Genomic DNA, 25,392 nt, shown 5'->3' with positions numbered 1-25,392 from the left:
GGGAGCTTGGGGTTCCGATAAGGTTACTTATCGTAGTCGTTTGTTACACTCGGTAGGAGCAGTCGGGTGTGACGAGGAGAGCAGTGATGGCCATCCAGACGACGGACGTGGACCGATCCGACGCCGAGTACCGCGCCTGGCTGAAGGAGGCGGTCCGCCGCGTCCAGGCGGATGCCAACCGCTCCGCCGACACCCACCTGCTGCGCTTCCCGCTCCCTGCCGAGTGGGGCATCGACCTGTACCTCAAGGACGAGTCGACCCACCCCACCGGCAGCCTCAAGCACCGGCTGGCCCGCTCGCTGTTCCTGTACGGGCTCTGCAACGGCTGGATCCGTCCCGGGCGGCCGGTGATCGAGGCGTCCAGCGGTTCGACCGCCGTGTCCGAGGCGTACTTCGCCCAGCTGATCGGGGTCCCGTTCATCGCGGTGATGGCCCGGTCCACCAGCCGGGCCAAGATCGAGCTGATCGAGTTCCAGGGCGGCACCTGCCACCTGGTGGACAACCCGGGCGAGGTGTACGAGGTCTCCGCCCGGCTGGCCGCCGAGACCGGCGGGCACTACATGGACCAGTTCACCTACGCCGAGCGGGCCACCGACTGGCGCGGCAACAACAACATCGCCGAGTCGATCTTCGCCCAGCTGCGGCTGGAGCCCCACCCGGAGCCGGCGTGGATCGTCGCTACGGCCGGCACCGGCGGCACCTCGGCGACCATCGCCCGCTACGTGCACTACATGCAGTACGACACCCGGATCTGCGTCGCCGACCCCGAGAACTCCTGCTTCTTCGACGGCTGGGTGAAGGACGACCCGGACGCCGTCTGCGCCAGCGGCAGCCGCATCGAGGGCATCGGCCGGCCCCGGATGGAGCCCAGCTTCGTTCCCGGCGCCGTCGACCGGATGATGAGGGTGCCGGACGCCGCCTCCATCGCCACCGTCCGGGTGCTGGAGCGGGCGCTCGGCAAGCGGGCCGGCGCCTCCACCGGCACCGGGCTGTGGGGCGCGCTGCGGATCGTGGCCCAGATGCGGGCCGCCGGCGAGCGGGGCAGCGTGGTCACCCTGATCTGCGACCCCGGCGACCGCTACCTGGACAAGTACTACTCCGACGACTGGCTCGCCGAGCAGGGCCTGGAGATCGCGCCGTACGTGGAGCAGCTGGAGCGCTTCCTGGCCGACCAGGCCGCCCACCTGGACTGAGCCCGGCGTACCGGCCGCGCGGGCTGACCGGGCGGGCCAGCCAGGCGGACCGGCCGGGCGGAACCGGTCGGGCGGAACCGGTCGGGGCGGCCGACTCCTCGTCAGGGCGGCCGCCCGGTCAGCCCCGTACGCCCCGCGCGCGGTCGGTCAGCCCGCGAGGAGCAGCTCGCGGATGTGCTCGCGGGCCTCGTCCGCGGCCGCCGGCATCAGGCCGGTGTCCGTCACCCAGGTGTCCACCTCGGACAGCTCGGCGAAGCTGGACAGGCCCACCGTCCCCCACTTGGTGTGGTCGGCCACCAGCACGGTGCGCCGCGCCGAGGCGATGAAGCTGCGGTTGGTCTCCGCCTCGGCCAGGTTCGGGGTGGACAGCCCGGCCTCCGGGGAGAGGCCGTGGGTGCCGAGGAAGAGCAGGTCGAAGTGGAGCGAGCGGATCGCCCGGTCCGCCACCGGCCCGACCAGCGCGTCGGACGGCGTCCGCACCCCGCCGGTCAGCACCACGGTCGCCGCCGGCTCGCCCTGCCGCCGGGCCTGCTCGAACACGTCCGCCACCCGGACCGAGTTGGTCACCACCGTCAGCTCCTCCACCCCGACCAGGTGCCGGGCCAGGGTGTAGGTGGTGGTGCCGCCGGACAGCGCGATCGCGCTGCCGGGCGCGACCAGTTCGGCCGCCGCCCGGGCGATCTCCTCCTTGGCGGAGGGCTCCAGCGAGGACTTCGCCTCGAACCCGGGCTCGTGGGTCCGGGTCGCCTCCACCGAGACCGCGCCGCCGTGGACCTTCTCCACCATCCCGGACCGCGCCAGCGCGTCCAGGTCGCGCCGGATCGTCATGTCCGAGACGTTCAACTGGCGGGTCAGCTCGTTGACCCGGACACCGCCGCGCCGACGCACCTCGTCCAGGATCAGCGCCCGCCGCTGCTCGGCCAGCAGGTTGCTCAGGTCGGCCACGTGTACCCTCCCGTTCGGATCACGGCCATCCTCGCACGACGGAGGGCACCCGGATCGGCCGGGCGGGCACCGAGCCCGGTGCCCGGCGCCGGACCTCCCGCCCGCCTCAGCCCGGCAGGTCCGCGGGGACGAGCACCTGCAGGTCCTCGGTGGTCGGGTCCGCCAGCTGCGCCACCCGCATCGCGTGCCGCTCCACCATGGTCTCGAACACCTGCCGCGCCGTCCGCCCGTTGCCGAAACCGGCGCCCCGGTCCAGGGCCGCGAAGTGGCCCAGCAGCGCCTCCTCCGCGTCCGGGGTCAGCGCGTACTCCTGCTCGGCGCACTGCGCCCGGGCGATCTCCAGCAACTCCGGGGCGCTGTAGTCCGGGAAGATGACGGTCCGTGAGAAGCGGGAGGACAGGCCCGGGTTGGCGGCCAGGAAGCGCTCCATCTCGGCGGTGTACCCGGCGACGATGACCACCGCCTCGTCCCGGTGGTCCTCCATCAGCTTCACCAGGGTGTCGATCGCCTCCCGGCCGAAGTCCCGGCCGCCGTCCTCCGGCGCCAGCGCGTACGCCTCGTCGATGAACAGCACCCCGCCCCTGGCCCGCTCGAAGGCGGCGGCGGTCCGGATCGCGGTCGACCCGATGTGCTCGCCGACCAGGTCGACCCGGGCCACCTCCACCAGGTGCCCGCGCTGGAGCACCCCGAGCGAGGCCAGGATCTCGCCGTACAGCCGGGCCACCGTGGTCTTGCCGGTGCCCGGGGAGCCGGTGAAGACCAGGTGCCGGCGGGGCGAGGGGGCCTTCAGCCCGGCCCGCTGGCGGCGCCGGCCGACCGAGATCAGGTCGATCAGGGTGCGCACCTCCCGCTTGACCATGGCCAGGCCCACCAGGGCGTCCAGCTCGGCCAGCGCCTCCTCGGCCGGGCGGCAGTCCGGCAGCGGCGCGATCGGCCCGCCGCCGACCGGCAGGGCCGGCACCCCGCGCGGCACCGCGGGCAGCCGGGCCGGGACGGTCAGCAGGCCGGTCCGCGGCTCCGGCAGGACCCCGCCGCCCGGCGGCACCGGCCCGAGCGGGGGAGCGAACCCGGCCGGGGGCGCCAGGGCGGACGGCGGGACGAGCCCGTTCGGCGGGACCGGGCCCGCCAGGGCGCCGGGGAAGGGCGCGGGCAGGGGCGGCGGCGGGGCCACGTCGTCGGAGGCACAGCCCTCGGTCACCGGTCCCGGCTCCGGGAACTCGAAGCCGGCCCGGCCCATCTGCTCCGCCCGGCAGCGCAGCAGCAGGCTCCGGCAGCCGTCGATCACATGGAAGCCGAAGCCCCGGCCGTGCGACACCCGGACGTCCTCGAAGGTGCCGCGGCCCTGCGCGGAGACGTACACCCCGGCGTCGCTGCTGCCGCGCACCGCGCACTCGCGGAGCACCGGGTCGGCGCCCTTGGTGACGATCACCCCGGTGGAGACGTCGGAGATCTCACAGCGGGTCAGCACCCCGCCGCTGCCGTGGTCGCGGAACCACAGGCCGGTGCCGGTCTGCTGGATCCGGCAGTCCGTCAGGTCGGCGGTGGCCCCGCCGCTGACCGACACCGCGGAGCTGCGGATGTCGGCGAAGGAGCAGTCCTCGGCGGTGACGGCCGAACCGTGGTCGAGGACGAACAGCGCGTCCGGGAGGTCGTGCAGCGCGCAGTCGGTCAGGGCGAGCCGGGCGCCGTCGCTGACCCAGGCGGCCGGGTACTCGCCGGTGGCGGAGTGGATCCGGCTGGCGGTGGCGGTGACCTCGGTGCCGTTGTCCCAGACCGAGAGTGCGCCGCGCCCGAAGTCGTGCAGGGTGCTGTCGCGGAGCACCAGGCGGGAGCGCCCGCGCAGGTCGGCGGCGTTCTCCGGGAGGTCGTGGACCCGGCAGCCGGTGAGCGTCAGTTCGGCCTCGGTGTCCAGGGTGAGCCCGTTGCCGGTGACCCGGTGGACGGTGCAGTCGGTGAGCCGGCCGACCGCCCGCGCCTCGGCCTGCACCCCGGTGCCCTTGATCTCGTACAGCTCGCAGCCGGTCAGCTCGGCGGTGGAGCCCTGGTCGGCGAGCAGCAGCCCGGCGCCGGAGGCGTGGTGCAGCCGGCAGTCCTCCAGGTGGGCGGTGGCCCCGCCGAGGACGGCGAGGCCGGCCTGCCCGGCGGCGGTGAGCTCGCAGTCGCGCAGCCGGGCCTCGGCCTCGCCGCGGACCCGCAGGCCCAGGCCGGCCGGGTTGCCCACGGTGCAGCCGCGCAGCACGGCCCGGGCGCCGCCGGTGACCTCGACGCCGACCGCCGCGCGGGTCTGCACCCGGCAGTCGGCCAGCTCGGCCGTGGTGCCGGGCCCGGTGAGCAGGACGGCCGGGACGGCGGTGTCGGAGCCCTCCACCACCAGGCCGTGGACGGTGGCGGCGGCGGTGACGGTCAGCGCGGTGCCGGCCGGCGGGTCGAGCCGGACCGTGCCGGGCCCGTCGGCGGGCACCAGGGTCACCGCCTTGTCGAGCAGGACGGGCTCGCGGAAGGTGCCGGGGCGCAGGGTGAGGGTGTCGCCGGGCTCGGCGGCCGCCAGGGCCTCGTGGAGCGTCTCGTACTCCCCGTTGCGGCGCCGCCAGCGGGAGGCGCTGTCCTGCGTGACCCGGACCCTGTGCTCACCCATGACGGTCTGTCGTCCCCACCTTCGTCCGGTGCCGTGCTGCTCGCCCCACCGTAGCGTGCTCCGCCCGGTCGCCCCGGTCGCTCCCGGACATCAACGAGCGAGCAGGTTCTCTGTTGCTCAGGCCCGGAGTTCGGGGGTCGGCCGGGGGCCCTCCTCCAGCACGGTGACCTCGTCGCCGAGGCGGAGCGTGCCGAGCACCCGCCCCGAGCCGGCCGGCCGCTCGGGCACCAGGTTGGTGCCGAAGGCCAGCTTGTCGCCGAACTTGCGGTGCCGGCCGAGGGCGCGCAGCGGCTCCGGGCCGCGGCGTTCGCCGGCCTCCTGGTCGATGGTGGTGACCACGCAGCGGCCGCACATCTTGGTGACCCGGAAGACCACCTCGCCGATCCGGACCCGCCGCCAGCCGTCCTCGGCCCACGGCTCGGTGCCGTCGACCACCAGGTTGGGGCGGAACCGCTCGATCGGTGCCGGCGCGGCCTTCCGCGGGTCGTCGGGGTGGTCGGCGGCGATCCGGGCGTTGAGGTCGGCGAGCGAGGAGGTGCTGGCGAGCAGCAGCGGGTAGCCGTCGGCGAGGCTGACGGTGTCGCCGGGGACGGCGTACCGCGGGTCGACCGGGCGGCTGCTCCCCGGGCGGTCGAGGTGGACCAGCCGGACGTCGCCGAGCCGTTCGGCGAGGAAGTCCCGGGCCTCCTTCGCCGCCTCGGCGGCGGACACCTCGGTGCCCCAGATCTCCACCAGCAGTTCCGGGTCGCCGGCCGCGGTGGAGGGGGCCGGGATCGCGATCCGGGCGCCGTCGGGGGCGGTGAGGTCGAGGGTGCCGTCCGGGCGGGGTACCGCGCGGTACTGGCCGAGGGCGGGTATCTCACGCTGGGTCAGGGCCCGGCCGCGGGGGTCGACCAGCATCCAGCGGCGGTCGCCCTCCAGGCCCCAGGGCTCGACCCGGGCGCTCGTCGGGCTCATCCGGTAGGTGGACTTGACGGGGTACAGGTGAAGTCCGGTCAGTGTCGCCATGGGCCCATCCTGCCAGCCCGGCGCGCGACGGGTCGGGGGTGTACCGACCGGTGGGGCGGGGAGGCGGGGCCGGGAAGGCGCAGGGCCGCCCGCGCCGCCGGCGACGGCGGTGCGGACGGCCCTGGAGCGGGTCGGGGTCCGTGCCGGCCTGCGGCACGGACCCCGACCCTGGTGACCCTGACCTCGGGCTCCCGGCACGCCCTGGGGCGGGCGGGCGCGGTCCGTCAGCCGGCCTGCGGGTACTGCGGGAACTGCGGGGTGTACTGCTGCTGCATCGGGCGGACCGGGGCGACCGGCGCGGCCGGGCGCAGCTGGTTGCCGCCGAGGCTCTGGTCGGCGAAGCCCTGCTGCGGCGCCTGGGTCGCGAACCCCTGGGCGCCGAAGCCCTGCCCGCCGAAGCTCGGCGGGGAGAAGCTCTGCGGGGCCGAGGCGAAGCTGTTCTGCCCGCCGTAGCTCTGGCCGGTGCCCGGCTGGGGGAAGCCGGGCTGCGGCTGGAAGCCGGCGGCCGGGCCGACCGGGCGCTGGCCGGGAACCTGCGGCTGCCCGACGGCGCCGTAGCCGGCGGCGGGCAGCTGCGGGGCGGTGGCGTACCCGGCCGGGGAGGGCTGGGCGTAGCCGGTGGCCGGGGTGCTGCTCGGACCCGGGCCGAGGGCCAGGCGCGCCGGGGGGAGCGCGGGCAGGTTGGCGCCGACGGGGGAGTCGTAGCCGCTGCCGTAACCCGAGCCGTAGCCCGAACCGTAGGAGGAGGCCGGGGGCAGTGCCGCCGGCACGTTGATGGGGGCGATCTGCGGGATGCCGCGCTCTGCGACGAGCCTGTCGTAGATCGGCGTGCCGGAGGAAAAGGACGGAGAGGGGTAGCCGACTCCGTCGTAGGAGCGGGGCGAGGTCATGGGGCATACCGTAAGCCCACAATGTGCCTGCTGAGGAGAGTGGGAGAGGGGGTAGTTCAACTGTTTACACACTCTTCGCGCGATCAAACGGTATGAAAGGTGGAGGATCGGACATATCGACGGCGAGTTTCGGCCGATTCGTGAGGGCCGCGGGACGCCGAAAGGCCCGGTCGGAGGTGTAGACCGGGCCCGGCGGGGGTGGCGCGGACCCGTCGGGCCCGTCCGGGGCGTGATCAGCGGGTCTGCAGGGCCTGCGCCGGGAAGCCGGGACGGCCCGCCGGCTCGGTGGTGCAGTGGGCGCAGCGGGTGGCCGCGGCCGGGACGCAGCTCAGGCACTCCGGGCAGTCCGCCTTCTTCACCGGGACGGTCTTGACCGGTTGGAACCGGTCCTGGAGCCGCCCGACCGGGACCACCACGGCGAAGTGGACCACCGCCGCGATCAGCACGAAGCTGTTCACTTGAATCGCCTGACCCTGGCACCGGTGTGCGAGGGCCGCGCGCAGGGCCGGACGGCCCCGGGCCGCGGCCCGGCCCGGAGCCGTCCCCGGATTCAGCCGGCGTACTCCGGCAGGGCGGCGACCCGGTCGGCCGCGCCCTGGATCCGCACCACGGCCTCGGCCACCCGGCGCACCGCCGGGGCCTCCATGTGCGACCAGAGCGGGACGGTCAGCACCGAGCCCGCCAGCCGGTCGGTCAGCGGCAGGTCCTCGGCCTGCCCGAGGTGCGCGTACGCCCGCTGGCGCTGCACCGGCGGGTGGAAGTAGCGCCGGGTGTCCACGCCCTCGGCCTTGAGCGCCCGGCCGAGCGCCTCGGCGGACAGCCCGAAGAGCTCCGGGTCCACGATCAGGGTGAGGTCCTTGAAGGTGGACACGTCCCCCGCCTCCGGCAGGGCCGGGCGCAGGCCCGGCAGCCCGGCCGTGACCGCGGCGAACTCGGCCACCAGGGCCCCGCGGTGGGCCACCCGCTCGGGCAGCCCGGCCAGCCAGGTCAGGCCGACCGCGGCGTGCAGCTCGCTCATCCGGGCGTTCAGGCCCGGGAAGAGGGTGTCGTAGTCGCCGGGGTTGCCGTAGTCCCGGGCGGTGCGCAGGGTGGCCGCCAGCGCGCCGTCCCGGGTGGCCACCAGGCCGCCCTCGCCGGCCACCGCCACCTTGGTCGGGCTCATCGAGAACACCTCGGCCAGGCCGAAGTTGCCCACCGGCACGCCCCGGCGGGAGCTGCCCAGGCCGTGCGCCGCGTCGTACACCAGCGGCACCCCCGCGGCGTCGGCGACCCGCTGCAACTCCTCCACCTGGCAGGGGGTGCCGTAGACGTGGGTGGCCATCAACGCGGCCGGCCGGTCGGCGGCCTTGAGCCGGGCCTCGGCGTCCGTCGGGTCGAGGGTGATGTCCTGCTCCCGCGCCTCGGCGAACACCGGGGTGCCCCCGGCCCAGTGCGCGGCGTGCGCGGTGGCCGAGAAGGTGAACCCGGGCATCACCACCGGACGGTTCCCCCCGACCCCGGCGGCCTGCAGCACCAGCATCAGCCCGGCCGTGCAGTTGGAGACCGCCACCACGTGCGGCACGTCCAGCAGTTCGGCCGCCCGCTCCTCCAGCTCCCGGACGGTGGGACCGTTGGTCAGCATGCCGCTGTCCAGCACCGCGCCGAGCCGCTCCAGCAGGCCCTCGCGGTCCGGCACCCGCACCCGGGTGAGCGGGAGGCCGTCGGGGAAGGCGGGCTCGCCGCCGAGCGCGGCGGGCAGGCCCAGGTCAGTGGTCGTCATCGGGGATCCCCCCAGGGTCGAGGTGGTGAGTCCGGACCGCCCACGCGGACCGGGAGTTCATGGGGCGGGGCCGAGGCCGCACGCTCGCGCCACTGGCCCGGCTGCACCCGCCACAGCGGCGGCCGGGAGCGGCGCCGGGGCGCCGGCGCCGACCCCTCCGGCCGCGGCACGGCCAGCAGCACCAGCGCCAGCGGCATCACCTGCACCCGCTCGCGGGACAGGATGCCCATGTTGTTGATGCTGGAGAACGCCCAGCAGAACAGCAGCGTGTAGACCACGCAGAAGGCGATGTACGAGCGTTTCAGGAACAGCCGGGGCAGCTGCCGCAGCCGCGGCCAGTCGCGGATGTAGAGCACCAGCAGGACGAAGCACTCCACCGACTGGATCAGGTTCTGGATGTTGGACGCCTCGAACGGGAACGGCCGGAACAGCACGCTCACCACGGCCATCGGCAGCCGGGCCGGGTTCATGCTGACCGCGGGCCCGGTGTCGTCCGCAGGCGGCGCGTTGATCACCGAGGAGCCCTGGGAGGTCCGCCGCGAGGTCTCCGAGAGCACCTGGTTCACCGCGTCCCCGCCGGTGCCGCTGGTGCCGAAGAACGTGGAGACCTGCTGCAGCATCAGCATCACCATCGCGCCCAGCACCGCCACCGTCAGGATGGTCCGCAGCGGCCCCAGCGCGCTGACCTGCTGCGGCCGCTTGCGCAGCACGTACGCCACGGTCAGGCCGGCGCCGGTGAGCACGGTGACGTGCGGGCGGACCATCGCCGTGCCCAGCGAGCCCACCGCGATGCACACCAGCGCGCCGAACCGGCGGTCCAGCAGCCGGGCCACCCCGTACGTGGTCAGGCCCAGGCAGAACATCATCCAGGCGTCCTTGCCGATGCTGGACGGCCAGAACAGCAGCGAGGGCAGGAAGAACACCAGCTTGGCGTACCGGCGGGCGTCCGCCTCCGGGAAGGCGATCTGCAGCGCCCGCCAGAACAGCAGCAGGCCCCAGAACCCCAGCCAGGAGAAGACCAGGAACCCGCCCACCAGGGTCGGCCCGGTGATCGCGTACACCACGCCCGTGACGATGATGACGAATCCGGTGCCGGCCACCTTCATGCCCAGGTCGTAGTGGAAGTCACCGGAGAACAGGCCGACCTGGTCCAGGTAGCGGGAGAGCTCGGTGCCCCGCTGGTGGTACATCTTGGCGTCCGCCGCGCCGCCGTAGAGCACGAAGGCCATCAGGTACCGGGGGAAGGCGCAGAACAGCTTCAGGCCCATCGCCAGCACCAGCAGCTTGAAGACGTTCGGCTCCGGGTTGGCCGCCGCCACCCGGGCCAGGATCGGCGTGCCGATCGCCATCAGCGCCGGCGCCACCAGCAGCGCACCCCAGGTGTCGTACGTGGTGTGCACCATCGCCACCACGAACAGCGTGACGTACCCGGTCACCAGGCCGCCCGCCACCACGGAGGACCAGGCGATCCGCCGGCGCAGGTCGGGCAGCCGCGCCGCGCCCGCGAGCCGGAGCATCAGAAGACCTCCAGGTCGCCCAGGCTGAACCGCCAGGCGGCCAGGGTACGGTCGGCCGGCAGCGGGCCGGCCGGCGTCCGGGCGGCGAGGCTCATCCCGGTGCGCGGGGCGGTCAGGTAGCCGCCGCGCAGACCCGCCGCGGCCGCCTCCGTCCCCGGCGCCAGATGGGTGGCCACGTGGTCGCAGCCCGCGAACGCCGCCTGCCGCAGCAGGCTCGCCGCCGCCCGCCGGTCGCCCGGCCGCACCAGCACCTCGGCCAGGGTGAACTCGGTCAGCGGACCGCGCCGCCGCGGACGGCCGAACGCCACCCCGGCCAGCTCGCCACCGCGCTCGCAGGTCAGCACCCGGTAGTCCAGGCCCGGGGCGTCCCCGTACCGCCAGCGCAGGAACCCCTCGGTGCGGTGCACGGCCATCCGCGCCTCGCCCTCGTCCGCCGCGGCCCGCTCCTTCAGCAGCTCGGCCAGACCGTTGCCCTCGCCGAAGAACCCGGCCGCGAGCGGGAGTTCACAGTGCAGCGGACGCCGCCGGCCGGACCGGCGGGCCAGCGCCGCCCGGGCGCCGAGCGCGAACGCGGCCGGCCGGGCCACCCGCAGCGCGATCGGCACCCGGCCCACCTCCCGCCAGCCCATCTTCAGATAGCCCGGCAGGCTGTTGCCGTTCGGCGTGTTGAACACCAACTCGGCGTCCCCGGCCACCTGTTCCAGCAGGTCCAGGGTGAGCCGGCGGAAGATCCCGCGGCCCTGGAAGTCCGGGTGGGTGGCGGTGTCCACCGGCCGCACCGCGCGGACCGCCCGCCCGCCCTGCCGCCACTCCCAGCGCAGGAACAGCCGGACGCCCACCGGCCGGCCCTCCGGCGTCACCGCCAGCAGGCCGGGACTGGCCCCGAACGGGTTGCGGCGGTGCTTCCACGCGAAGAACTCGGGACTGCGGGTGCCGGTCGGGCCGCCCGCCAGCGAGGCGGTCAGCAGCTCCAGGACGGCCGGGACGTCCGCCTCGGCGAACGGACGGAAGGCCAGCTCCGTCTCGGGTGGCACGGTGTTCACGGATGTACTCGGTTCCCTTCCGGAGACGGCCGATCCCGCAGCACCCGCGCGTACACCGCCTCGATGGACCGCTGCGCCCCGGCCACGTCGAAGCCCTTCGACCGCTCCCGGGCGGCGGCCCCCAGCCGCTCCCGCAGATCCCCCTCGGCCACCATCCGGGACAGCGCCGCGGCCAGCGCCGCCGGATCGCCGGGCGGCACCAGCAGCCCCTGCCCGCCGTCCTCCAGCACCTCCGGCATCCCGCCCACCCGGGTCACCACCGAGGGCAGACCGCTGGTCATCGCCTCCATCAGCGCGACCGGCAGGCCCTCCTGACGGGAGCTCAGGGTGAACACGTCGAACCCTGGCAGCAGCGCCGGCACGTCCGACCGGGACCCGGCGAACACCACGCCCTCCCCGGCCCGCGCCCTCAACTCCGCCTCCAGCGGGCCGGAACCGATCAGCACCAGCGCCGCCCCGGGGTGGTCGGCCCGGACCCGCGCGAACGCCGCCAGCAGGGTGGCCTGGTCCTTTTTCGCGGTCAGGTTGCCGACCGTACCGATCACCACCGCGTCGGCGGGCAGCCCGAGTTCGGCCCGTGCGGCGGCCCGCGCCGCCGGGCCGGAGGGCGCGTCCGCCAGGTCCGGGCCGTGGTGCACCACCGTCACCCAGTCCGGGTCCGGACGGCGCCGGGCGATGGTCGCCGCCACCGCGTGCGAGACCGCGATCACCGCGTCGTTGCGGCGGTACGTCCACGCGTTCGCCCAGCGGGTCGCCGTCCGGTACCGCTCCCAGACGTTGTGCTCGGTGTGCACCAGCCGCGGCCCGCTCCGGCCGTACGACAGCAGCCGGGCGGCGGCGGCCGGGACGGGCATGTGCGAGTGCACCAGGTCGTACCGGCGCTCGGCGAGGAGGCCGCGCAGACGGAGCGGCCAGAGCCGGCCGGGGGCGGTGCCGAGGCAGTGCGTCCGCACCCCGGCCGCCTCCAGCGCGGGCACCAGCGCGTCCTTCCACGGCAGCACGTACGCGACCTCCACCTCGTAGCGGGAGGTGTCCACGTGCCGGGCGCAGTTCACCAGCAACTGCTCGGCACCACCCCGCCCGAGGCCCTTCGCCAACCACAGCACCCGCTTCACCGCGAACCTCCGTGGGCCGGGTGCAGGAGGTCCACCACCGGGGGCGCGGGGAACTGCGCGCTGCTGCGGGAGGCTGCGGCCCGGACTCTTCGGTTCACAGGTCCTCTCCCGCCTGGCGGAGCTGGAGGGTGGTCTCCGCGGTGTTCTCCGGGCGGCGGGCCCAGCTGGGGGAGGGCTTGGGCTGGTCCTCGGGGGACGGCTCGGCGGCCGGCCGGGGCAGCGCCGGGGCCGGGGCGGCGGGACCGGAGGAGCGGGAGAACAGGGCGGCGGGCGTCCTCAGGCCGCCGTCCCGGTTGCGCCGCCGGCCCTGGGCCGGCCCCTCGGTGCCGAGCAGCGCGACTCCGGCCACCGGCACCCCCGTCCGGGCGAGCAACTCGGCGACCCGGTCGGCCTGTTCGGGCTTGACGTTGCCCGCCATCGCGGTCACCAGCACCGCGTCCGCGTGCTGCACCAGGTCGTACGCGTCGTTGGCGTACAGCAGCGGGGAGCTGTCGATCAGCACCACGTCCGCGTGCTCCCGCGCCCGCCGCAGCACCTCCCCGGCCCGCAGCACCAGGGCCGCCGGGTACGCGGTGGTGTTGCCGCCGGTGATCAGGGCGACGCCGTCCACGGTGGTGCGGCGGATCAGGTCGCGCAGGTCGGAGATCTGCTCGGCGCTGAGGAGTTCGGCCATGCCGGGGCCGTCGCCGATCCCGAAGTGCACGTGGGCCTGCGGGTTGCGGAAGTCGCAGTCGAGGACCAGGACCTGCCGGCCGGTCTCGGCCAGCGCGGCGGCGAGGTTGGCCACCGTGGTGGTGCGGCCGTCGCCGCTGCGCCCGGACATCACCAGGATCACCGGCGCCGGCTCGGTGGACCGCCGGGCGTTGCCGGAGCCGGCCCGGCCGGGCCCCTCGCCGAGCTGCGCGGAGAGCGCCTCCGGGCCGGTGAGCAGCAGGGTGGAGCGCAGCGAGCGGTACGCCTCGGCGGCTGGGTCGGAGGGCCGGGCGACCACCAGCGGCTCGCGCAGCCGCCGCAGCCGGTGGGACAGGTGCGGGATCTCGCCGATCACCGGCAGGTTGAAGGCCTCCTCGGTGCCGTTGCGGGAGCGCAGCCGGGTGTCCATCCGGCTGAGCATCAGCGCGGCGACCACGCCGAGGGCCAGGCCCAGCACCACGGCGAGGGCGAGCCGGACGCTCCGGGTGGGCGAGGTGAGCAGGCTGCCGCCGGCCTCCCGGCAGTCGATCGAGCCCCACTGCTGGATGGCGTCGGTCTGGCTGGAGCTCTGCAGGTCGCTGATGGCGGTGAGGGTCTTGGTGAGCGAGCCGGTGGCGGCGGTCAGCTGGGGCTGCAGCCGGGGCTGGTCGCCGGGCTTGGCGGCGTTGAACTGCCGCTGCAGCTGGTCGACCTGGTCCTGCTGCTCCTTGGCCTGGTTCTGCAGGCGCTTGATGGACTCGTCCGCGCTCTTCTTGGACTCGGAGCTGTAGCCGGTGATGGTGGCCTGGGACAGCGCGTCGGCGAGGGCGGCGGAGGACTGCTGGGTCGGCCCGGTGGCGGTGACCAGCAGCATCTGGGTGGAGGCCGCGGCGACCGTCCGCCGGGCGACCAGGCTGGCCACGTCGGTGATGCCCAGCTTCTTGGCCGCCTCGGTGCTGACGTCCGCGCCCTGGGCGTAGCTGAGCACCTGGTCCGCCCGGACCGTCTCGGCGGCGCCGGCCACCGGCGTGATGGCCACCTTGCACTGCCACTTGGCGTCGTCGACCGCGTCTCCGTCCGGGGTGAGCACGAAGCCGATGATCAGTGCGGCCATGGTGCAGCCGACGAGCAGCCGCCAGTACCGTCGCAGGACGGCGAAATGGTTTGCCGGTTCCACCGGTTGGATCCCCTCGCGATCGTGGTGCATGCGCCTGGAGCGCGTGGTCGGCCGCGCCCCGTCGGCGACGACGGCGCGCTCTGGCGCGGCCGGCCCGGCGTGCCGGGCCCGGTGCGGGACCTCGTCAGCCCCTGGGCGTGTCCGACCGGTCCCGCCGGGACGCGGACGGGTGGACACGCACGGTCAGACGGTCCCTAACACCTCGGCGCGGCGGACTGTTCTCGGCACGCGGGAACTCCTCGGCTGCTGCTCGTGCATCAGGCCCCCCTGACGGCGTACGCCATGCCCGGGCCGCGCCGGCCCGGATCGTCCGGTTCGCGCCCTCCCCCGGGCGACACCGGACCCCCGCAGTGATGCTTGTCGCACCGGAACTGCGGCGCAAGCACTTTGGCGATTCTCGAAGGACGGATTCCGGCCCTCCTGCGGAGCGTGCCCGCTTTCGCCGTCCTCTGTCCGGATTCGTCGTCCGGATGCACCACCCGGACCGGTCGCGGCCCGCGGGCCCTCAGGCGACACGTCGGCGCAGCGCCCGCTCGTAGAACCCGACCATCCGCGCCGACACCTGCTGGAGGGTGAACGAGGTCAGGAACCGCGCCCTCGCCGCCTTCACCCGCACCGCCGACCCCGACGGGTCGTCAAGGAGCGTGATCAGCGCCTTCGCCAGCTCCTCGGGACGCTCCGGCGGCACCAGCAGGGCGTAGTCCTCCGAGCCGACCGTCTCCCGCAGCGCCGGGACGTCCGAGCAGACCAGCGGCACGCCGACGCCCATCGCCTCCATCGCCGCGCTGCCCAGCCCCTCCCAGCGGGACGGCACCGCGAACGCGTCGGCCGCCGCCATCAGGTCGTACACGTCGCCGCGCGGCCCGAGGAAGCGCACCCCGCCGCCGCCGCGGCCGGCCAGCGCCCGCAACCGCTCCGACTCGCCGCCCTCGCTGCCCGCCAGCAGCAGCACCGCCTCGGGCGCGTACTGCCGGACGTCCGGCCAGGCCTCCAGCAGCACGTCCAGGCCCTTCTGGTACTGCTGCCGGGCGGCCGCCAGCACCACCGGGACGTCCTCGGGCAGGTCGAGCGCGGACCGGACGGCGGCCCGCCGCTCGGCCGTCACCGAGCCCAGCAGCTCCGGGTCGCGGCCGCGCGGCACCACGTCGATCCGCTCCCGCGCCACCCGCAGCCGCCGCGACATCGCCCCCGCCACGTGGTCGGTGAGCGCGTGGAACCGGCGGGTGCCCTGCGCGGTCGCCGCGTCCACCGCCTGCGCCGCCCGCACCTTCCACGGGTTCAGCCCGCGGGCGTGCAGATGCTCCGGCCCGTAGGCCGAGTTGACCAGGCTGGACACCACCGGGACGCCCGCGGACAGCGCGGCCGAGCGGCCCAGCACGTCCGACTCGTACAGCGTGGTGTGCACCAGCTCCGGCCGGCGCTCGCGGATCAGCCGGCGCAGCGCCGCCAGGCTGCCCGCCCGGCCGCCCCCGCCCACCCGGAACACCCCGGCCCCGGCCGCGGTCAGCTCCGGCTGGAACCCCCCGGGCGACTCCCGCAGGTACGCCACGTCCAACCGGACACCGGCCCGCACCAGTTGGGGCGCCATCGAGACCAGGCCCTGTTCGGCTCCGCCGACCCGGTCCACGCTGTCGATCACATACAGCACATGCACAGCCAAACCCCCCGGGTCGACCCCGGGCGTGACCGGCCTCCCTGAACGGCCCCGCCCTGACTGGCGATCAGCATCCCAGCTGAGGGCCCGGCTCCGCTACGTGTTCGCGCAGGTCGCCCGATCCAGGCATCCGGCTGCGCGCCGCCGACCGGTTGTGTCAGGGTCGGTGCCATGTCCGACCCCGCGCCCGCGGCGCCCCGCGTGCTGCACGTGATCACCGACCCGCGGCGGCGGGGGGCCCAGAACCTCGCCCGCGACCTGCACGGCGAACTGCTCCGCCGCGGCCGGCCCTCCGAACTGCGGGCCCTGCACCCGCACCCGGACGCCCCCGACACCGACGTCCCGGTGCTCGGGCCCGGCCGGCACCACCCGGCCACCCTGCGCGCCCTGCGGGCCGCCGCGCGCCGGGCGGACGTGGTGGTCGCCCACGGCTCCAGCACCCTGCAGGCCTGCGCCCTGGGCCTGTTCGGCAGCCGGACCCCCTTCGTCTACGTCAACATCGGCGACCCGCGGCACTGGACGGCCGACACCGTCCGCCGGCTGCGGGTCGGCGCTCTCCTGCACCGGGCCGCCGCTGTGGCCGCGATCGCCGAGGGCGCCCGGGAGGTGCTCCTGGAGCGGTTCCGGCTGCGCCCCGACCGGGTGACCACCCTCCCCAACGCCCGGGCCGCCGACCGCTACCCGCCGGCCGCCGACCCCGAGGAGCGCCGCAGGGCCCGCGCCGACCTGGGCCTGCCCGAGGAGGGGCCGCTGGTCGCCTGGGTCGGCGCGCTCGCCCCCGAGAAGCGCCCCGACCTGGCCCTGGCCGCGGTCGCCGCGCTGCCCGGCGTCCACCTGGCCCTGGCCGGGGACGGTCCGCTGCGGGCCGGCCTGACCGCCGGCGACCGGGTCCACCCGCTCGGCCGGCTGGCCGACCCCGCGCCGCTCTACCGGGCCGCCGACGCCCTGCTGCTGACCAGCGACAGCGAGGGGGTGCCCGGGGTGCTGATCGAGGCCGCCCTGGCCGGCCTGCCCGCCGTGGCCACCGACGTCGGCTGGGTCGGTGACGTGGTCCGCGACGGCGTCGGCGGCACCCTCGTCGCGCCCGGCGACGCGGCCGCGCTCACCGCGGCGCTGCGCACCCTGCTGGACGGCGACCCGGCCGCGCTCGGCCGCGCCGCCCGGGAGCACGCGCTGGCCCGCTTCGCGCTCGCCCCGGTGGCCGACCGCTGGGAGCACCTGCTCGCCCGGGTCGCCCGGCCGCGCTGACGAGGGGCCTGTCCGACCATCCGTCACAACGCGCACGCCGGTCTACTACACCCTGGAGCGCCTTGGCGAGGTGGACCGGCTGCAGCAGGCGGTGTACCGGGCGGTGCGCGAGCAGCACACCGACCTCACCACCGAGGACCGCGCCGCCACCTGGGCCGGCCGCCAGGGTGTGGACGAGGCCGACTTCCGCGCCGCGTACCGCTCCGCCGAGGTGGCGGACGCCGTGGCGCAGGCGCCGGACCTGCTCGTGCGGTACCGGATCACCGAACTGCCCACCGTGGTGGTGGACGACGCGAGCCGGACCTCGCCGAGCGCGGCCGGCGACGTGACCGCGATGCCCGAAGTTCTGGACGATTTGATCGAACGGGCCTGACCAGGGCAATCTTCACGAAATCAGCCCCCCGCGTCCACACGGTGTGCCACAGTAAGCGCCGAGGCCGCGCCGTCCGTTTCCGCGGCCCGTTCACCATGGCATCGGAGAGGGCGGGGAGTCCGTGGGGGGACAACGCGCGCAGGTCGACGACGAGCGCGAGAGCCAGGCCGAGACGAGGAGCCGGATCCCGGACGGCCCACCACCCGAGCTGGTCTTCAAACGTCGACTGCGGCCGGTGCAGGTGGCCCACGAGCTGTGGGCCGCACGGGAGTTGGTGCGCGCGCTCGCCGAGCGTGACCTGCGCGCCCGCTACAAGCAGGCGGTGCTCGGCTTCGCCTGGGCGGTGCTCACCCCGCTGGCCCTGTGCGCCATCTTCACCCTGGTCTTCCAGCGCGCCGTCAAGATCGACACCGGCGCGGTGGCGTACCCGCTGTTCGCCTACGTCGGCCTGATCGTCTGGCAGTTCTTCAGCAACACCATGAACCAGGGCGCGCTGAGCCTGGCCAACAACCTCAGCCTGCTCAACAAGGTCTACTGCCCGCGCGAGGTCTTCCCGCTCGCCACCATGCTGGTGGCCACCGTCGACATGCTGATCGGCATCGGCGTGCTGGCCGTGCTGTTCCTGGCGTTCTGGACGGCCCCGGCGGCCACCTTCCTCTGGGTGCTGCCGCTGCTGGTCATCCAGTTCGCCTTCACCTACGGCATCGCGCTGATCCTCTCGGTGGCCGTGGTGTACCTGCGCGACGTCCGCCACCTGCTGCCGATCATCACCCAGATGGGCGTGTTCGCCACCCCGGTCGCCTACCCGCTGGCCCGGATCCCGCAGCGGCTCCAGGAGATCTACGTCGGCGTCAACCCGCTCGGCGCGGTGATCGAGGGCTACCGCAAGGCCCTGCTGTACGGCCAGGCGCCCGACCTCACCCTCACCTCCATCGCCGCCGTCAGCTCGGCGGTCTTCCTGGTCGGCGGCTACCTGCTGTTCAAGAAGCTCGAAACGGGGATCGCCGATGTCGCGTGAGTGGGAACTGGGGACGATCCGTACCGAGCAGGTCTGGAAGCGGTTCAAGGCGGACCAGCAGCGGATGCTGCTGCGCGACAAGGTGGAGCAGGCGGCCCGGCGGCTGCGCGGCGGCCGCAGCGAGGACTGGCGCTGGGCACTGCGGGACATCAACCTGCACATCGAGCCCGGCGAGTCGGTCGGCCTGATCGGCTCCAACGGCTCCGGCAAGTCCACCCTGCTGAAGATGCTGACCCGGGTGATGTACCCGTACGCCGGGGTGATCGACGTGCGCGGCCGGATCGGCGCGCTGATCGAGATCCGGGCCGGCATCCACCCGGACCTCACCGGGCGGGAGAACATCTACCTGTTCGGCGCGCTGCTCGGGCTCAAGCGGCGCGAGGTGGCCACCCGGTTCGACGACATCGTCGAGTTCGCCCGGCTGGGCGGGGCGATCGACCGGCAGGTGAAGTTCTACTCCTCCGGCATGCAGATGCGTCTCGGCTTCGCGGTCGCCGCCTACCTGGAGCCGCACGTCCTGCTGGTGGACGAGGTGCTGGCGGTCGGCGACGCGGTGTTCCAGCAGCGCTGCCTGGACCGGATGCGCGAGGTCGCCGAGCAGGGCACCACCATCGTCTTCGTCTCCCACGACCTGCCCGCCGTCCAGTCCATCTGCCGCCGCGGCATCTGGCTGGAGCAGGGCACCGTCCGGGTGGACGCCGGGATCAAGGAGGCACTGGCCGGGTACCGCGACTCCATCGAGGCGCAGTCCGAGGCGGGTGCCCGCACCGGCGAGCCGCTCCAGCTGCTCAAGTACGAGGTCCGCGGCGAGGGCCGGGAGAACCTCACCACCGACCAGCCGATGACCGTGGAGTTCACCCTCGGCGGCGACTACCGCGGCGACGCCACCCTGCACCTGGGCGTCAGCGAGGGCACCTCCAGTCCGATCTTCCAGATCAGCCACGAGATCCGGCTGTCCGGCGGCGACCACCAGGTCGCCTGCGTCATCCCGCGGCTGCCGCTGCCGCGCGGCCGGTACACCCTCTGGGCCGGCGTCTACAGCATCGGCAAGACCGACGGCGGCACCCTGATGAGTTGGCACTCGGCCGGCCAGTTCGACGTGTTCGGGCCGATGCTGGACACCCCGCCCCGCGCCGTGGTGCTGGCCGCCCCGGTGTTCGTCCCACACCAGTGGGAGGAGTAGCGATGCGCCCGCTGCGGGTGCTGGTCCACCTGAACAACCTGGCGCTCGGCGGCGCCCAGCTGAACGCCGTCGACATCGCCCGAACCCTGCGCGACCGGGGCCACGACCCGGTGCTGTTCGCCCAGGGGATCGCCGGCCCGGCCCCGCTGCTGGAGGTCGCCGCCGGCCACGGACTGCACGTCACCGTGGCCGGCGGCCCGGACACGCCGCACCGCGAGGTCCGCCGCCGGCTGCGGCGGCTGGCCGCCGAGCACGGCAGCGAGGTGCTGCACGCCTGGGAGGTCCGCGCCGCCCGCAACGCGTACTTCGGCCCCGGCCGCCTCGGCCGGCTGCCGGTGGTCACCACCTTCTACGGCATCCGGATGCTGCGCGGCATGCCCCGGCACCAGCCGCTGGTCCTCGGACTCGGCGCGCTGATGTCCGACGGGCACGCCTTCGGCCACCGGGATGTACGGCTGGTCGAACCGCCCGTCAACACCACCACCGACGCCCCCGGCCTGGTGGACGGTGCCGCGTTCCGCCGCGCGCACGGCATCCGCGAGGACGAGCTGCTGCTCTCCATCGTCACCCGGCTGGTGCCCGACCTGGAGAAGGACGCCGGCGCCGAGCTGACCGTCGAGGCGGTCCGCCGGCTGGCCGACCCGCGGATCCGGCTCGCCGTGGTCGGCGCCGGGCCCAGCCTGGACAAGCTCCGCCGGCACGCGGCCGAGGCCAACGCGGCGCTCGGCCGCGAAGCCGTCCTGGTCCCCGGCCAGCTGGCCGACCCGCGGCCCGCCTACCAGGCCGCCGACGTGGTCCTCGGCATGGGAGGCTCCGCCCTGCGGGGGCTGGCCTTCGGGAAACCGGTGGTGGTGCACGGCGCGGACGGCTACACCGCCGTCCACGAACCCGGCGACCTGGTCGAACCGCACGCCTCCCGCTGCATGTACGGCTTCGGCGACGGCTCCCGCGACCCGGGGGCGCTGGCGGCGCAGATCCGCGGACTGCTGGACGACCCGGAGCGGCGGGCCCGGCTCGGCACCTGGGGACGCGACTGGGTGGTCGGCCGCTTCTCCCTGGAGTCGGTGGCCACCACCTTCGAGACGCTCTACCGGGAGGCGGTGGACGCTCCGCCCGGACGCCGCCGCTGGCTCCGCGACCTGGAACAGATGACCCGCTACGAGTTCACCAAACCCGCGGCCCGCCGGCTCCTGCGGATGCGCTGAGCAGCAGCCGGCCGGCCACCCGGGGGCGGCCACGCGCCCCCGGCGAGGCGTTCCGCTAGCCCTCGGTGCGCCGCAGCACCAGGGTGACGAACCCGAACACGCCCCGGTACCCGCGCAGCCACTCGCCGCGGTGCTCGGCGGCCACCCGCAGGGCCTCGGCGCGGTCCGGGTGCCCGGGATTGTCCAGCGCCCAGGCGGAGAGCGAGCCGGTCCAGTCCCACTCGTAGGCGTCCAGCTCCCGCTCGGTGCTGGTGTGCCCGAACACCGGCGTCCAGCCGTCCGCCACCACCCGGTCCACGGTGCCCGCCAGGTCGGTGTACCCCTCGCCGAGGATCTCCACCGCCTCCGGGCCGGGCTCGGACCGCCAGTACGCGTCGCCGACCACCGCCGTGCCGTCGGCGGCGAGCAGGGGGCGGATCGCCGCGAGGGTGCCGGCGAGCCCGCCGAAGGCGTGGGTGGCGCCGACGGACAGCACCGTGGAGAACGGCTCCCGGGCGGTGTACCCCTGCGCGTCCCGGTGGTGCAGCCCGATCCGGCGGGTCAGCCCCAGGGTCTCGGCGCCCTCCCGGGCCTTGGCCAGGCCGTGGGCGTCCAGGTCCACCCCGACGGCGGTCAGCTCGGGGCGGGCGGAGAGGGCGCGCAGCAGCCAGGCACCCTCGCCGCAGCCGAGGTCGAGCACGGTGCCGCCGTCCTCGGGGAGGGCGCGGTCGAGCAGCAGCCGCACCGACTCGTCGGAGAGCGGGGCGGCGATCGGGTGGTGGCGGTGGGCGAGCCGGGAGATCAGTTGACGGTCCATCGGATCAGTCTTCCCCGATCATGGTCCGATTCCCAAGCGCATTTCCGGGACCGTCCCCAGGGCCGTCCCCGCCCCCCGGGCCGTCGGCGGGCCGCGGATAGGTCCGCCCCTTCCAGGCGGCGCCCCGCCCGCGCCCGTGCTGGACGGCGGAGTCCACCGTCATCAGCAGGTAGAGCAGCGCCGTGAACGGCAGCAGCACCGCCGACGCCACCGGCTGCCGGTAGTACCGCAGCATCGGCGCGAAGGTCCCCGCCATCAGCGCCCAGGCGGCTCCGCCGGCCGCGGCCGTCCCCCACCGCCCGGTGGCGGCCCCGGCGAACGCGGCCACCGGCGGGACCAGGTACACCAGCCCCAGCCCGAGCACCGTGCCGGCCAGCAGCACCGGCGAGTACCGCAGCTGGGCGTAGGCGCTGCGGGAGACCATCCGCCACAGCTGCGCCGGCCGCGGGTACGGGCGGACGCTGTCCACCTGCTCGGCGAGGCCGAGCCAGGTCCGCCCGCCGGTGCGCTTGACGGCCCGGGCCAGCGAGACGTCGTCGATCACCGCGCCGCGGACCGCCGCCACCCCGCCGGCCCGCTCCAGGGCGGTGCGCCGCACCAGCGAGCAGCCGCCGGCCGCGGCCGCCGTCCGCGTCCCCGGCCGGTTGCTGCGCCGGAACGGGTACAGCTGCGCGAAGAAGTACACGAAGGCGGGTACGACCAGCCGTTCCCAGCGGGTCTCCACCCGCAGCCGGGCCATCTGGGAGACCAGGTCCAGGCCGCCGGTCTCGGCCGCCTCGACCAGGGCGGCCAGCGAGTGGGGCCCGTGGGCGATGTCCGCGTCGGTGAGGAGGAGGTAGTCCGCCGAGCCGGCCAGCTCCACACCGTGCCGCAGCGCCCAGAGCTTGCCGGTCCAGCCGGCCGGCAGCGGGGGAGGGGTGGTGACGGTCAGCGGCAGTCCGCCGCCGGCGCCGAGGGCGCGGGCCAGGTCGCCGGTGCCGTCGGAGCTGTGGTCGTCCACCAGGACCACCCGGGCCTCACCCGGGTACCGCTGCGCGAGCAGGCTCGGCAGGCTCGCCGGCAGCACCTCGGCCTCGTCCCGGGCCGGTACGACCACCGCCACCCGCGGCCACCGGGCCGGCGGGCGCCGTTCGGGCAGCCGCTGATCGGTCCGCCAGAACCACCCGTGGCCGCAGGTCAGCCCGATCCAGACCAGCAGCGAGGACACCGAGAGCCACAGCAGGACGGTCATGTCGGCAGTCTGCCGCACCCGGGCCGGCCGGACCCGGTCGAGTAGAGTCGTGCCCTGTGAAGATCGCACTGGTGGACTCCGGACTCGGACTGCTCGCCGCGGCCGCCGCCCTGCGGGGCCTGCGGCCCGACGTCGACCTCGTGGTCTCCAACGACCCCGCGGGCATGCCCTGGGGGCCGCGTACCCCCGAGGACCTCACCGAGCGGGCGCTGGCCTGCGCCCGCGCCGCGGCCGCCTTCGCGCCGGACGCCCTGGTGGTCGCCTGCAACACCGCCTCGGTGCACGCCCTCGCCGCGCTCCGCGCCGAGCTGGAGCCCGGCCTGCCCGTGATCGGCACCGTCCCGGCGATCAAGCCCGCCGCCGCGGCCGGCGGCCGGGTCGCCATCTGGGCCACCCCCGCCACCACCGGCAGCCCGTACCAGCGCGGCCTGATCGCCGAGTTCGCGGCCGGCGCCGAGGTCGCCGAGGTGGCCTGCCCGGGCCTGGCGGACGCCGTGGAGCGCGCCGACGACGCGGCGATCGGGGCCGCGGTCGCCGACGCCGCCGCCCGCACCCCGGAGGGCACCGCCGCGATCGTCCTCGGCTGCACCCACTACGAGCTGGTCGAGGACCGGATCCGCGCCGCCGTCCTGCCGCGGGCCGCCGAGGGGCTGCGGCTGTACGGCTCCGCCGACGCGGTGGCCGCCCAGACCCTGCGCCGGGTCGGCCCGGCCGCCGGTACCCCGGGCGGCGGCACCCTCACCGTCCTGCACTCCGGCCGGCCGGCCGCGCTGCAGGCCGCGGCCGCCCACTACCCCCAGGGACGGGTGATCGCGGGGGCGGTGCCCGCCGCCTGAAGGGTCGTCAGTAGACTGACGGCATGGGGAGACACGTCGCCTTCACGCGCCTGCACAACTTCCGCGACCTCGGGGGTTACCGCACGGCCGACGGACGGACGGTGCGCTGGTCCGCGCTCTACCGCTCCGACTCGCTGGACAAGCTGGCCGGATCGGCCCAGGACCTGGCCCGGTTCCGCGCCCTGGGCGTCCGCACCGTCGTCGACCTGCGCTACCCCTGGGAGATCGAGCGGGCCGGACGCGTCCCCGAGACCCCCGGCCTGGCGTACCACAACCTCAGCATCGAGCACCGCCCGTACGACCAGGCGGCACTCGCCCCCTCGGTCGACCCCGGCCGGTACCTGGCCGACCGGTTCGCCGAGGTGGCCGAGGACGGCGTCGCGGAGATCGCCGCCGCACTGCGGCTGATCGCCGAGCCCGCCGACGGCCCGCTGGTCTTCCACTGCGCCTCCGGCAAGGACCGCACCGGCATCATCGCCGCCCTGGTGCTCACCGCCCTCGGCGTCCCCGAGGACACCGTGGTGGCCGACTTCGCGCTCACCGCCCTGGCCACCGACCGGCTGGTCGCCGACTGGCACGCCAGGTACCCGGACAAGACCCTGGTCTGGCCCGGGTACGGGCGCGCCCCCGGGGCGGTCATGCGCAACTTCCTCGCCGACCTCACCACCGCGTACGGCTCCCCGCGCGCCTACGTCACCGACCGGCTCGGCCTCGGCCCCGGCATCGTGGACGCGCTGCGCGGCACCCTGCTGGCGGCGGTCTGACCGCCGTGGCGCCTCAGGCCACCCCGCGCCAGCGCTGCAGCGCCGGCTCCAGGCCGGACAGGATGGTGTCGAACCGGCGGGTGCTGGTGGTGGAGTCCACCTGCAGCCGGCTGATCCGCAGCGGGTGCGAGGGGAGCCGGGGGCCCAGCCGGTGGTCCGAGAGGAACCCCAGCCGGTACCCGAGCTGCCGCAGCACCGCGTCCGCCCGGGCGTCGTACCCGCCGTCCGGGTACGCGAAGGCGCTCGGCGCCTCGCCCAGCCACTGCTCCAGCGCCAGGTGCGCGCCGGTGATCTCGGCGTGCACGGTCGCGTCGTCGCAGCGGCTCAGCGACGGGTGGCCCAGGGTGTGGTTGCCGATCGCCACGTCCGCCGAGCGCAGCGCCCGCAGGTCCTCCGGGCCGAGCTGCTCCTGCCGCGGCGGACGCCGCCGGGCGCTCACCCGCAGCTCGTGCAGGCAGCGCCGGCGGTCCGGGTCGGGCAGCGCCTTGAGCCGGGCCAGCAGCCGGGTCGGATCGCCGGTCGGCACCAGCCGGGTCTGCCCGCCGTGCCGCGCCAGGAACGCCGCCTCGTGCCACCAGAACGGCCGGTCCGTCCCGATCAGCTCGGCGATCACGAACGCGGCCGCCGGGATCCGCCGGGCCGCCAGCGCGGGCAGCGCGTGGGTCAGCACCGTCCGGTCGGTGTCGTCGAAGGTGATCAGCACGCTGCGCGGCGGCAGCGGCCGCCCCTCGGCCACGGCCCGCTCCACGGCCTCCAGCGAGACCGGGGTGGCCAGCCGCTGGAGGCGGTCCAGCTGGGCGTCGAAGGACCGCGGGTCGGTGACCCCGTGGTAGGCGAGCACGGCGAGCCGCTGCGCGGCTCTGGCCCGGAACAGCGGCTGGGCCGGCGAGAACCGGAGCCAGCCGCCGCGCTCCCGCCGGCCGCAGGCCCGCGGCTGCGGGGCCCGCACCGGAGCGGCGGCCGGCTTCGGTGCGAACGCGTGGACGGATGTGCTGATCGTGGTGGCCTCGGAGTACGGCACGGTTCCCCCCTCGGAGCCGCAGCGCGGCGTGGCGGTACCGTCGGAAGGCGGAGCCCGGCCTCCGACCCCGGGACGCGGCGGCTCCGCCCCCGGGCTGACTCGGTCCGCG

At 75.3% G+C, this 25,392-nt stretch carries 22 protein-coding genes; 8 read left to right on the top strand and 14 right to left on the bottom strand.

All coding sequences use genetic code 11. The features are described from left to right. Window positions 1-86: 86 nt before the first annotated feature. Window positions 87-1,193 carry a PLP-dependent cysteine synthase family protein gene (locus ABWK59_RS07750; RefSeq protein WP_354639033.1) on the top strand — a complete coding sequence of 369 codons (1,107 nt, stop codon included), beginning with the start codon at window positions 87-89 and terminating at the stop codon, window positions 1,191-1,193. Between the two features lie 147 nt (window positions 1,194-1,340). Here ABWK59_RS07750 and ABWK59_RS07745 read toward each other — a convergent pair whose 3' ends face one another. From ABWK59_RS07745 to ABWK59_RS07695, 11 genes are all read right to left on the bottom strand, one after another. Then, window positions 1,341-2,138 carry a DeoR/GlpR family DNA-binding transcription regulator gene (locus tag ABWK59_RS07745; protein ID WP_354639031.1) on the bottom strand — a complete coding sequence of 266 codons (798 nt, stop codon included), beginning with the start codon at window positions 2,136-2,138 and terminating at the stop codon, window positions 1,341-1,343. 106 nt (window positions 2,139-2,244) lie between these two features. Further along, complete coding sequence (locus ABWK59_RS07740) at window positions 2,245-4,773, bottom strand: right-handed parallel beta-helix repeat-containing protein (RefSeq protein WP_354639029.1); 2,529 nt, start codon at window positions 4,771-4,773, stop codon at window positions 2,245-2,247. Between the two features lie 117 nt (window positions 4,774-4,890). After that, a complete protein-coding gene (locus tag ABWK59_RS07735) occupies window positions 4,891-5,781 on the bottom strand; it encodes an MOSC domain-containing protein (RefSeq protein ID WP_354639027.1) in 891 nt (296 codons plus the stop codon). A 224-nt stretch (window positions 5,782-6,005) separates the two neighbouring features. Then, the gene (locus ABWK59_RS36600) at window positions 6,006-6,671 is read right to left on the bottom strand and encodes a DUF6643 family protein (RefSeq protein ID WP_420492742.1); all 666 of its coding nucleotides are present in this window, start codon (window positions 6,669-6,671) and stop codon (window positions 6,006-6,008) included. Window positions 6,672-6,904: 233 nt separating this feature from the next. Next, entirely contained in the window at window positions 6,905-7,129 is a 225-nt protein-coding gene (locus ABWK59_RS07725; RefSeq protein ID WP_354639026.1) for a hypothetical protein, read from the bottom strand. Between the two features lie 92 nt (window positions 7,130-7,221). Then, window positions 7,222-8,430 (bottom strand): DegT/DnrJ/EryC1/StrS family aminotransferase, encoded by a 1,209-nt coding sequence (locus ABWK59_RS07720; RefSeq protein WP_354639024.1) that lies wholly within the window; start codon window positions 8,428-8,430, stop codon window positions 7,222-7,224. Next, window positions 8,427-9,947 carry a hypothetical protein gene (locus ABWK59_RS07715; RefSeq protein WP_354639022.1) on the bottom strand — a complete coding sequence of 507 codons (1,521 nt, stop codon included), beginning with the start codon at window positions 9,945-9,947 and terminating at the stop codon, window positions 8,427-8,429. The genes ABWK59_RS07720 and ABWK59_RS07715 overlap by 4 nt, the downstream gene beginning before the upstream one ends. After that, complete coding sequence (locus ABWK59_RS07710; RefSeq protein ID WP_354639021.1) at window positions 9,947-10,990, bottom strand: GNAT family N-acetyltransferase; 1,044 nt, start codon at window positions 10,988-10,990, stop codon at window positions 9,947-9,949. The genes ABWK59_RS07715 and ABWK59_RS07710 overlap by 1 nt, the downstream gene beginning before the upstream one ends. Next, entirely contained in the window at window positions 10,987-12,105 is a 1,119-nt protein-coding gene (locus tag ABWK59_RS07705; protein WP_354639019.1) for a glycosyltransferase, read from the bottom strand. Before ABWK59_RS07705 ends, ABWK59_RS07710 begins: the two co-directional genes overlap by 4 nt. Window positions 12,106-12,199: 94 nt before the next feature. After that, window positions 12,200-13,954: an AAA family ATPase gene (locus ABWK59_RS07700; RefSeq protein ID WP_354639018.1), complete on the bottom strand. Its 1,755-nt coding sequence runs from the start codon at window positions 13,952-13,954 to the stop codon at window positions 12,200-12,202. A gap of 505 nt (window positions 13,955-14,459) precedes the next feature. Next, window positions 14,460-15,602 (bottom strand): glycosyltransferase family 4 protein, encoded by a 1,143-nt coding sequence (locus tag ABWK59_RS07695; RefSeq protein WP_354639016.1) that lies wholly within the window; start codon window positions 15,600-15,602, stop codon window positions 14,460-14,462. A 177-nt stretch (window positions 15,603-15,779) separates the two neighbouring features. Between ABWK59_RS07695 and ABWK59_RS07690 the strand changes: the two genes are divergently transcribed. The 5 genes from ABWK59_RS07690 (at window position 15,780) to ABWK59_RS07670 (ending at window position 20,635) form a co-directional block, all read left to right on the top strand. After that, window positions 15,780-16,856 carry a glycosyltransferase gene (locus ABWK59_RS07690; protein ID WP_354639014.1) on the top strand — a complete coding sequence of 359 codons (1,077 nt, stop codon included), beginning with the start codon at window positions 15,780-15,782 and terminating at the stop codon, window positions 16,854-16,856. 52 nt (window positions 16,857-16,908) lie between these two features. Continuing rightward, a complete protein-coding gene (locus ABWK59_RS07685; protein ID WP_420492910.1) occupies window positions 16,909-17,229 on the top strand; it encodes a DsbA family protein in 321 nt (106 codons plus the stop codon). Window positions 17,230-17,350: 121 nt separating this feature from the next. Next, the gene (locus ABWK59_RS07680) at window positions 17,351-18,247 is read left to right on the top strand and encodes an ABC transporter permease (protein WP_354639011.1); all 897 of its coding nucleotides are present in this window, start codon (window positions 17,351-17,353) and stop codon (window positions 18,245-18,247) included. Beyond that, complete coding sequence (locus tag ABWK59_RS07675; protein WP_354639009.1) at window positions 18,237-19,430, top strand: polysaccharide ABC transporter ATP-binding protein; 1,194 nt, start codon at window positions 18,237-18,239, stop codon at window positions 19,428-19,430. Before ABWK59_RS07680 ends, ABWK59_RS07675 begins: the two co-directional genes overlap by 11 nt. Before the next feature lie 2 nt (window positions 19,431-19,432). Beyond that, on the top strand, window positions 19,433-20,635 hold the full coding sequence (locus ABWK59_RS07670) for a glycosyltransferase family 4 protein (RefSeq protein WP_354639007.1): 1,203 nt from the start codon (window positions 19,433-19,435) through the stop codon (window positions 20,633-20,635). Between the two features lie 55 nt (window positions 20,636-20,690). Here ABWK59_RS07670 and ABWK59_RS07665 read toward each other — a convergent pair whose 3' ends face one another. Then, window positions 20,691-21,431, bottom strand: a complete 741-nt coding sequence (locus tag ABWK59_RS07665) for an SAM-dependent methyltransferase (RefSeq protein ID WP_354639005.1) — start codon at window positions 21,429-21,431, stop codon at window positions 20,691-20,693. Between the two features lie 4 nt (window positions 21,432-21,435). After that, window positions 21,436-22,662, bottom strand: a complete 1,227-nt coding sequence (locus tag ABWK59_RS07660) for a glycosyltransferase (RefSeq protein WP_354639003.1) — start codon at window positions 22,660-22,662, stop codon at window positions 21,436-21,438. A gap of 56 nt (window positions 22,663-22,718) precedes the next feature. Here ABWK59_RS07660 and ABWK59_RS07655 point away from each other — a divergent pair, with 56 nt between their 5' ends. Both ABWK59_RS07655 and ABWK59_RS07650 read left to right on the top strand, forming a co-directional pair. After that, window positions 22,719-23,498 (top strand): glutamate racemase, encoded by a 780-nt coding sequence (locus ABWK59_RS07655; protein WP_354639001.1) that lies wholly within the window; start codon window positions 22,719-22,721, stop codon window positions 23,496-23,498. Between the two features lie 23 nt (window positions 23,499-23,521). Next, entirely contained in the window at window positions 23,522-24,262 is a 741-nt protein-coding gene (locus tag ABWK59_RS07650; protein ID WP_354639000.1) for a tyrosine-protein phosphatase, read from the top strand. 13 nt (window positions 24,263-24,275) lie between these two features. Here the strand turns inward: ABWK59_RS07650 and ABWK59_RS07645 are convergent, their stop codons facing one another. Then, entirely contained in the window at window positions 24,276-25,283 is a 1,008-nt protein-coding gene (locus tag ABWK59_RS07645) for a polysaccharide deacetylase family protein (protein ID WP_354638999.1), read from the bottom strand. Between the last annotated feature and the right edge of the window lie 109 nt (window positions 25,284-25,392).

Source organism: Kitasatospora sp. HUAS MG31 (assembly GCF_040571325.1).
Taxonomy (GTDB): Bacteria; Actinomycetota; Actinomycetes; order Streptomycetales; family Streptomycetaceae; genus Kitasatospora; species Kitasatospora camelliae.
Note: the sequence above shows the minus strand (reverse complement) of the source record. Positions and strands in the feature narration are given on the sequence as shown.

What these genes read in the sequence shown, in the direction of transcription:
- ABWK59_RS07675 (WP_354639009.1), top strand. Translation starts at nt 18,237, where the DNA reads ATGTCGCGTGAGTGGGAACTGGGGACGATCCGTACCGAGCAGGTCTGG.
- ABWK59_RS07740 (WP_354639029.1), bottom strand. Translation starts at nt 4,773, where the DNA reads ATGGGTGAGCACAGGGTCCGGGTCACGCAGGACAGCGCCTCCCGCTGG.
- ABWK59_RS07690 (WP_354639014.1), top strand. Translation starts at nt 15,780, where the DNA reads ATGTCCGACCCCGCGCCCGCGGCGCCCCGCGTGCTGCACGTGATCACC.
- ABWK59_RS07750 (WP_354639033.1), top strand. Translation starts at nt 87, where the DNA reads ATGGCCATCCAGACGACGGACGTGGACCGATCCGACGCCGAGTACCGC.
- ABWK59_RS36600 (WP_420492742.1), bottom strand. Translation starts at nt 6,671, where the DNA reads ATGACCTCGCCCCGCTCCTACGACGGAGTCGGCTACCCCTCTCCGTCC.
- ABWK59_RS07670 (WP_354639007.1), top strand. Translation starts at nt 19,433, where the DNA reads ATGCGCCCGCTGCGGGTGCTGGTCCACCTGAACAACCTGGCGCTCGGC.
- ABWK59_RS07665 (WP_354639005.1), bottom strand. Translation starts at nt 21,431, where the DNA reads ATGGACCGTCAACTGATCTCCCGGCTCGCCCACCGCCACCACCCGATC.
- ABWK59_RS07735 (WP_354639027.1), bottom strand. Translation starts at nt 5,781, where the DNA reads ATGGCGACACTGACCGGACTTCACCTGTACCCCGTCAAGTCCACCTAC.
- ABWK59_RS07715 (WP_354639022.1), bottom strand. Translation starts at nt 9,947, where the DNA reads ATGCTCCGGCTCGCGGGCGCGGCGCGGCTGCCCGACCTGCGCCGGCGG.
- ABWK59_RS07660 (WP_354639003.1), bottom strand. Translation starts at nt 22,662, where the DNA reads ATGACCGTCCTGCTGTGGCTCTCGGTGTCCTCGCTGCTGGTCTGGATC.
- ABWK59_RS07650 (WP_354639000.1), top strand. Translation starts at nt 23,522, where the DNA reads ATGGGGAGACACGTCGCCTTCACGCGCCTGCACAACTTCCGCGACCTC.
- ABWK59_RS07720 (WP_354639024.1), bottom strand. Translation starts at nt 8,430, where the DNA reads ATGACGACCACTGACCTGGGCCTGCCCGCCGCGCTCGGCGGCGAGCCC.